Consider the following 7,845-nt stretch of genomic DNA (forward strand, 5'->3'; position numbering starts at 1 on the left):
AGTTGGCAGAACAGCATGGCGATGAACTGACCCCAGCAGGTAAAGCCTCGGGCGTGCCTCTCGGCTCGATGCTTGCCAACCGCAGCCTCGAAATCGGAGCGCGAAAACAGTTGCAGGAGTTGGCTGAAAATACTGCATACTCGATTCATGGTGGATGCCTTTCTCATGCGTCAAGTGGTCTTCTCAGGACCCACTTCACTCTACAGGAGGCTCCACCTGCCTCACCCTTGAGCCTTGTTCTCAAAGGCTAATTTGGACGACAGTGAGTGATCAAGAAAACTTTGAACTCTGAAGAATGGTTCCTCAGACAGGTCGAATCCTATACCCACAGGCAGCCGAGTGGAGATAAGACTCCGGATTGCGTGGACGATGCCTTTCTGAAATCTTATGCGAAACGTCCCACGGACGTCTCTCTTTCCGATCGGCGTGCAGACCACGTCACATCGTGCAACTACTGTTTGGGTCGCCTTCTTCAGTTCCGCGCAACTCGTCCTGCCGGAGCCTCTGTGAGGTTTCGGTACGCCGCTGTCGCGGCGATGGGATTGGCATGTTTGATGGTTGGGTTTGTCGTTGCCAATGTTTGGAACCATAAACATCCGGCGGTCATACAGGTTCAGTCGGCCGAGCTTCATCGTACCCTGGACCTTTCGCAATACGGAACCTACCGTGGTGACCAGCCGTCGAGCAACCCTCCACTTCGTCTTCCCGCCGCGCTGCTCAGGTTGGAACTTGCCCTGCCTCGCCTGAGCCAACCCGGTGCTTACTCCATCATGGTTGCGTCCGACACGAACGGCCTCAATCGCGTGGCGTGCGCAACAGGGACCGCAGTGGGTGCCGATCCGCGGACCGTGGTCACTGTGTCTCTCGATCTGAGAAGTGCGAAACCAGGCAAGTACGTTTTGTCGACTCAACTCCAGGGCGAAGATGCCCCTTACACCTATCCCTTACAAATCGAATAGTTGAGCCTACCTCTGTCGTTCTGAAGCTTCTTGCTGAATGCAATCAATTCTGGTACCCAGCGTTATGCTGCCATCCGGTGTAACGGAATGCTGCCACCTTCGGCGATCACAGATAGGTGTGCAAAATATCATCCACGCCGAAGGCGGGCGGCGCCGCAACCGCGGTTCGATCAGGACGTGGTCGGAGTCATGCGCTGGAGAGTAAGGTGCGGTTTGCCGACTAACCGGAAGTAAACCGCTACGACCGTATTACTTCCTGTTTGCCGACGACCCGTTAACAGCGTGGCTTGAACGCTAGATCACTCCTTAGCGAGTCGGTGGAGTCTGTAGCCCACAAACAAGATCCAGGCCGTGGCAAAGAGGGCATTCATGATTATGGTTAGACTGAGGCCCGCTACCGACACGATTCCAAGAATGCCGGTGGCCAAGCCCAAATAGGCCGTGGTCTTGTTGAAGACTCCCCTCATCATTACGAAACCGATCACGAGGATTCCGAACGAGAGCGTCACTATTGCATACACGATTTCCAGAGGAGACGCCAGTACAGCAGACGCATAGTCAGCGGCCGCGACGTAACCCGCCCGCTGGACGTCATCCGTGCTTCGAGAGTAGTTACTGTAGAGAATGAGCATTGATGCGTAATGCGACCAGGTGACTGCCAAATCTAAGACGACAAACAGCCCTACGAAAGCCATCGCGAGCAGCATCGCGTTTTTGTTCGCCTCTTTCAACGCCAGGTAAAGGGCAAATGCAACTGGCACGAAGAGAAAGTCCGTAAAGACGGAGAGACCAAGAATCGCCCACCAGACGGTCGTCTTACCCGGAAGGTACTTGAACCAAGCCTCGCCACCGATCGGTGGAACTCCTATGTGGGCGTACAAGGGAAAGATGATAATGTACGCGATACCTAGGACGAGTGCGGCGATACCGCCCACTCGATACCACTGCTTCTGATCCACGTCGGCTGAGGCGGCCGTCGGCTTCTCAACGCTCATCGACGCGTCTCCTGCACAGGGATGTGAAGGCTCCGTACAACGACGAGCGTTGCAGTACTCAGCCCCGATCCGTGACGCAGACCTACTCTAGAGACATCCATCGGGCGAGTCAATTGCTGGTAGGTTACTGCAGCCCGCTACCCGGAGTGGTTGATCCTGAGAGTGTGCGCTCGTTCAGATCTCGATCGCGTTGGCTATCCCCAGCGCCCGCCGTGGGCGCGCAGTCCGGCGAACGTCATGAGAAGGCCTAACTGTCGTATCACGGGCAATCGGGAAACAATCTGTACACCAACGGCTTAAATATCCCGAAAACGGAAGGTCGTTCGCGGATTTGACCGAGTTTCGGACCTGGGATACGCCTCCGAGCCTGCGGAGTTGAAGGTGGCGAGCGAGTTGACGAGGGCCTTGTCTGCGGCTTCGCGGGGGAAAGGTGGCCGTTAACGTAGGCCGTTAGAGTAGCCATCAGCTCACCGACCAGGACTCGACTCGGCCGCGCCAATATATGAATTCGACACCGTCGAGTAGCCAACCGACCTCCGCCCTGGTTGGGATGCGTCGGCCACCGATTGTTCGGTAGTCGCCGCCTCGGCCGAACCATGGACAGGCTGTCACCACGCGGCCGTCCTGGCGCGGTCGATCGTCAGCCTCTATCCCGATGAGGTCACCGGCATCGTCCAGGATTAAACGAACCTCGCACCGGCGTGCACCATCGCCGGTCGCAACCGCCAGCGTGCGTAAATTGATGACCCGCCAGTCTAGCCATCGATTCAATAGCAGGGCATCGGGATTCCACATCAACTCGGCGAGATAGCGCATAGCTTCGCTGCGGAAGATGGTGTCGGTGTCGGTCATCTGCATCATGGGCAGCGCGCCGAGCAGGCGGCCCTCAAGTCCAGCCTTGCAGCCGACCGTATAGTCAATGACCTGCATTGACACTCCGGCCATCATGAGCCACGCGCGCCACAGAAAGCCAACCTCGGCGACTGCAATAGTTTGCTCAGCTTTGAAAGCCAATGGCTTCGAGCCGGGCTTCAGCCACATTTCACCACTCTGGGTCAGGCGGACGAGCCGACCGCCCCCACCGTCGGAAACGCCGAGCCTACGGGCCAGAGCGACGACTTCGGGGGGTAGGTCCGTGCGGATGGCCAACGCCTTGGGCGTCTGTTCCAACGACAGTTGCAAGGACTCTATGCGTCCAAGGAAGGAGCGGCGTGCGGCCACAGCGGCGAACTCCGCGAGCAACGCCATGCCGCCAAGACCGAGCGACACAACCATGAACGAACCCTTCTTTGTCATCTCATCACCGATGGTCGTTCCGCGAAGGGTACCCGATCTTGCTTGCATATCGCTTGAATCGCGGACCGTGCTGTCATCAGTCCTGACGGCAGCCCGCCTCCGGGCATGACCCATTGGCCGGCCATCATGAAGTGCCGCAAACCGGGCAAAGTATTGGGCAGTTGCCGGAATCCGCTGGCGGGTGTCAGGAGCCAGCCTTCCATACTTCCCTTCCAGTTTCCTGTGTAGCGGATGACGGTGGCGGGCGTTGAGACGTCGATCACTTCGATTGCCGGGCGCACCTCGTGCACCATCCTTTCGAGGATGGCGATGACGGCCTCAGCGATGCGTTGTTTTTCCGCTTGATATTTCTCCGGATCGTTTTGCTGGAGCTGGACCCAGAACTCAAAGTTGCGGGTTGGCAGAAAGCAGGTCACTGCCGTCTTGCCAACCGGCGCGAAGGTTGGGTCGTAGTGAAAGAAGCGGAACGAGACCTGTCGAAGCTGTGTCTCCAGATCCACCTGAAGGGGCGTGTCGAGGAGTCGAGTGGCAAACCCGGGTTGTTGAGACAGATCCCGTGCCACTCCGAGCGACACCTGCAGATAGGAGGGAAGGGGTTCGAACTCGTCATAGATCTTCCCGATGGCTTTGTCCCTGTACTTGCCGTCGAGAAGATCGTAGATGGTGGCATGGCCATCGGCAGCGGAGATCACCCAGTCCGCTGCGATGCTTTCGCCGCCAACCAGCTGCACCCCGACGGCGGTATCGTCCTCCACCAGGATGCGTTCGACTTTGGCTCCGAGACGCAGCCTCCCTCCGAGGCTGTCGAGCTTCCGGATGATGCCTTGAATGACAGCCTGCGAGCCGCCGATGGGATAGCCGGCGTCGTGCCCATTCATCCACGCGAGTGAAAAGAAGAGAGCGACGGCGGACAGTTGGCCCATGTCGCCCTCCCCGAAGAAGCTTCTCAGCAGCGGGTCTTTGAACTTCTTGCCATATTCCCTGGCGCTCACACTGGACAGCTCTCGCAGCAACGGAAGGTAGGGTACGTCGTGCAGGTAGGTCAGCCAGTTGCTGGTCCAGCCCTCGGTCGGGTCAGGCATCCTGAACTTAGAGAGGCTGCGTATCGCCGACGTGAGATGACGGACCTCTTCTGCATCTTCTGGCGCACGATTCAACATCTCCGCCTCCAAGCGGTCGACGTTGCGATAGATGCTCAGGCACTCGCCGTGTTCGGTCTCGAGGCGGACGAACTCTTCGGGATGGATGAACTTCAACTTGTCGATGTCGAAGACCTCCAGCCATCGCGAGTGCATCTCCCCGTCGGGATTGGAACCGAGCAACCAATGCAAACAGGTCTCAAACGTGTAGTCGCCCCGGCGCCAACTCGTCGCCAGCCCTCCCGCAGAGTCGTGCATCTCGAGGACTTCGGCCTGATAGCCGCACCTTTGCGCGTAGACTGCGGCGCAGAGTCCGGCGATACCGCCGCCAATGATGATGATCTTTCCGGCATCATGCTTCATGTTTGTGAACTCCTATCTGTAACCACCACCTTGTCGACCGGTCGGACAATCGCCGGAGCGATCGTTACGAACAACGCCCTTATATAGATGAGCATCAAGCCAAGTCCCGAGGCAGCTTCCGTTCCCACGATGAAGCGTAGCGCTTTCATTTTGACGACGCTGTGACGGAGAACACATAGCTAAGAATTCAGTCAATTGATTGTTTCGGAGGAGTTTAGAGGAGATGTTCAGTTAGCGACTGTGTTTGGCGCTCTCGCAGCATTGATCGGCCTTCCGAGGGAAACGTTCTGATCTGCTTTTCGACTCCCTGTCAGAGATCGAATTGGATCTCTGACAGGGGAGCGCATTTGAGAGCCGTATTAGGGTCCTGTACAACATCGTGCTCTGGGAGCCGGGAAATCCGCCGGGCGTCGAAGAGCGCGTGCGCAAGGCTCTGGCCGAAGTCGATCCAATTCTCGTGCTCTATGGTGTTGACCCTCACACCAAGGTCTTGCGCGGGGATTTCCAACAGGAGAATATGATCGCGACGCTGACGACGTTCTTCGGTGTACTTGGGCTGCTGCTGGCAGCGGTCGGGTTGCGGGCGAGTGACGTTAGTGCTTTATCGGAGGCGCGCCATGCGGGGCCAAGTTGAGAGCGCAGGGTTTTGGTGCGCGTTCGATAAAGCCGTCAGAAGGAAGCCGCTGGCGCGGCGGATGCGGTGAGGCTGCAGGAATTATGGGTTTTGAATGCAGTGTGGGCGAAGCGGGACACGTTTGGATTCGCGAATTGAGGAGGAGATTGGAGGAGCAGAGGTAGGAGAGTCGGTGAGGGCCGGAAAGTGGTAGCTACTGGCGCATAGAAGGTCGTGAAAAGAAGCGATGGATTAGATGGAGGAGCACACGTGGGCTGAGCGTGGTGAAGCACGCGGAGTTTCCGAGATGGGCTCGATGACTTCATGCGGCGGCGGTGAGGAGCAGTGGTGGAGAACGTGGTTGCATCTGGATCGTGGAGATTCTTTCGACGACCACCATAGGGCCGCCGCACTTGGGGCAGTAGCGGAGTGGGCGGGATTGCTTCGGAGCCGATGTTGGTTGTATCTCCGATTGTTGAAGCGCGCCCAGTACCTGCAAGCATAGGGGCAACAGAATGGAGCGCCGACGGTTGGCGAGGAACCCGAAGTTGCGGATACGGACGAAGCCTTTTGGGAGCACATGCAGAAGGAAGCGGCGCAGGAACTCATCGAGGGATAAGGTCATGCGTTTTTGTTTGTTGTGGTGTGCCGAATCCCGCCACCGAAAGATGACCTGGCCGTTCTCGAACCCGATAAGGCGATGGTTGGAAATGGCCACGCGATGGGTGTAGCGTCCCAGGTACTGCAGCACATGTTCGGGGCCTCCGAAGGGTGGTTTCGAATAGACCACCCAGTGCTTGCGAAATAGTGTGCGTACCCAGGAAGCGAATATCTTCGGCTGAACGAGCAGAGACAGATCGCCGGAGAAGTGGAGTTGATGCTGCCGGAAGGCATGTTCAAGACCGTCAACAAACTTGCCGCGGAATACCTCTCGGAGCACCTCGACAGGGAGAAAGTAACGGGGCCGGGATGGAATCCAGTGGGTGTGATCGAGCGAAAGCCCTCCGGCGGGAACGACGCAGTGGGCGTGGGGATGGATGCCGAGCTTCTGATTCCAGGTGTGTAGCACGCTGAAGAAACCGATCTCTGCACCGAGAAGCCGGGGATCGCGAGCTACTTCGAGAAGAGTCTCTGCGCTGGCGCGGAGCAGTAGGTCGTAGATGATCTTCTTGTTCTGCAGGGCTAGCATAGCTAGTTGCGAGGGCAGGGTGAAGACCACATGGACGTAGGGGATGGGGAGAAGTTCGCGGCGCCGCGCCTCGATCCAGAGTTCGCGGGCCGCCGTCTGACACTTCGGGCAGTGGCGATTGCGACAACTGTTGTAGGAGATGGTGGCGCGATGGCCGCAGCGGGTGCATGCATCGATATGTCCGCCGAGTGCGGATGTGCGACAGCGGGCGATGGCCAGTAGCACTTTAATGTGCTGCCATCGAATCCACTTGCGATTGCGCTCGACGAATGCAGTACCTGCGCTGCGGATCAAATCGGCCACCTCAAACAGTGGCCGACTCATCGATTTCCTCCTGCGGTGAGCATGCATTCAACTTGAGCGAGTCCAGGGGACTGGCGGTGGCATGGAGGTGGCGTTGCGAAAGGTGCAGGTAGATGGCGGTCTCTTTTAGATCGTGATGGCCTAGCAGGATCTGAATGGTGTAGAGATCGGCGCCCGCTTCCAGCAAATGGGTTGCGAAGCAGTGACGAAGCACGTGGGGATAAACCTTGTTCTTGATGCCAGCCCGCTGGGCAGCTTGCTGACAGGCATGACGCGGAGTTTTGGTATCGATGGGCAGATCCCCGCTGTGCCAACGGTTGCCGGGGAAGAGCCAAATGCTGGATTTTCTCCGCAAGCGCAGCCAGTGCGAGCGAAGTTCCTCGAGAAGTTTAGGACTGAGCATCACATCCCGATCCTGACGTCCCTTGCCGCCTTGAATGTGAATCACCATCCGCCGGCTGTCGATGTCGCTGATCTTCAGGCGAGTCAGCTCGGCGTTGCGAACGCCAGTGGCATAGAGGGTCATGAGCAGAGTGCGATGAAAAGGAGTGTGCGCGGCGTCGATGAGCTGCGCCACTTCTTCTTGGCTGAGAATCCCCGGTAAACGATGGGTCTTCTTGGGATACGGAGTATCGGCAATGCTCCACGGCTTCTTAAGCGTCTGGATGTAGAAAAACCGCAATGCACACAGATGGTTCGTTACCGCTCCGGGTGACAACTTCTGCCTTGTAAAGAGGTGAGCTTGATACTCCCGAATATGCTGCGGGCCCAGGCGGTCGGGGGAGCACTGGAAGTGCCGGGCAAAAGCTTCTACATGGCGAATGTAATAGCGTGTGGTAGACGCGGAGTAATTACGGCGCTGGAGTTCTTCCAGCATGATTTTGCGTAGATGGGTCACGGGAACCTCCTCGTGACCCACACCCTACATCGGCATCAATGCTCGGGGACACCCACGCGGCAGCGTCCGCCGCGCCAGCGGCTTCGTTCT

Annotated in this window: 8 protein-coding genes; 2 read left to right on the forward strand and 6 right to left on the reverse strand. The window is 57.8% G+C overall.

Translation table 11 applies throughout. From position 1 onward, the window contains the following. On the reverse strand, positions 1–167 hold a 167-nt coding region (locus tag Q363_RS47090), incomplete at its 3' end, for a DUF4372 domain-containing protein (protein WP_157467810.1). Between the two features lie 339 nt (positions 168–506). On the opposite strand from Q363_RS47090, the gene Q363_RS29020 reads away from it, so the two are divergent. After that, the gene (locus Q363_RS29020) at positions 507–959 is read left to right on the forward strand and encodes a hypothetical protein (protein WP_157467812.1); all 453 of its coding nucleotides are present in this window, start codon (positions 507–509) and stop codon (positions 957–959) included. 299 nt (positions 960–1,258) lie between these two features. On the opposite strand, the gene Q363_RS29025 is transcribed toward Q363_RS29020, so the two are convergent. The 3 genes from Q363_RS29025 to Q363_RS29035 form a co-directional block, all read right to left on the reverse strand. Further along, positions 1,259–1,954: a hypothetical protein gene (locus Q363_RS29025; protein WP_035357695.1), complete on the reverse strand. Its 696-nt coding sequence runs from the start codon at positions 1,952–1,954 to the stop codon at positions 1,259–1,261. A 462-nt stretch (positions 1,955–2,416) separates the two neighbouring features. Next, complete coding sequence (locus Q363_RS29030) at positions 2,417–3,250, reverse strand: DUF6544 family protein (RefSeq protein ID WP_035357697.1); 834 nt, start codon at positions 3,248–3,250, stop codon at positions 2,417–2,419. After that, on the reverse strand, positions 3,247–4,752 hold the full coding sequence (locus Q363_RS29035) for a phytoene desaturase family protein (protein WP_035357698.1): 1,506 nt from the start codon (positions 4,750–4,752) through the stop codon (positions 3,247–3,249). Before Q363_RS29035 ends, Q363_RS29030 begins: the two co-directional genes overlap by 4 nt. 421 nt (positions 4,753–5,173) lie before the next feature. Between Q363_RS29035 and Q363_RS29040 the strand changes: the two genes are divergently transcribed. After that, positions 5,174–5,386, forward strand: a complete 213-nt coding sequence (locus tag Q363_RS29040) for a hypothetical protein (protein WP_245632542.1) — start codon at positions 5,174–5,176, stop codon at positions 5,384–5,386. 301 nt (positions 5,387–5,687) lie between these two features. On the opposite strand, the gene Q363_RS29045 is transcribed toward Q363_RS29040, so the two are convergent. Further along, entirely contained in the window at positions 5,688–6,878 is a 1,191-nt protein-coding gene (locus Q363_RS29045; protein WP_035355595.1) for an IS91 family transposase, read from the reverse strand. After that, a complete protein-coding gene (locus Q363_RS29050; protein ID WP_035355592.1) occupies positions 6,859–7,755 on the reverse strand; it encodes a tyrosine-type recombinase/integrase in 897 nt (298 codons plus the stop codon). The genes Q363_RS29045 and Q363_RS29050 overlap by 20 nt, the downstream gene beginning before the upstream one ends. Positions 7,756–7,845: the final 90 nt, after the last annotated feature.

It is taken from the genome of Edaphobacter aggregans DSM 19364 (assembly GCF_000745965.1).
Lineage (GTDB): Bacteria > Acidobacteriota > Terriglobia > Terriglobales > Acidobacteriaceae > Edaphobacter > Edaphobacter aggregans.

What these genes read in the sequence shown, in the direction of transcription:
- Q363_RS29030 (WP_035357697.1), bottom strand. Translation starts at nt 3,250, where the DNA reads ATGACAAAGAAGGGTTCGTTCATGGTTGTGTCGCTCGGTCTTGGCGGC.
- Q363_RS29035 (WP_035357698.1), bottom strand. Translation starts at nt 4,752, where the DNA reads ATGAAGCATGATGCCGGAAAGATCATCATCATTGGCGGCGGTATCGCC.
- Q363_RS29025 (WP_035357695.1), bottom strand. Translation starts at nt 1,954, where the DNA reads ATGAGCGTTGAGAAGCCGACGGCCGCCTCAGCCGACGTGGATCAGAAG.
- Q363_RS29045 (WP_035355595.1), bottom strand. Translation starts at nt 6,878, where the DNA reads ATGAGTCGGCCACTGTTTGAGGTGGCCGATTTGATCCGCAGCGCAGGT.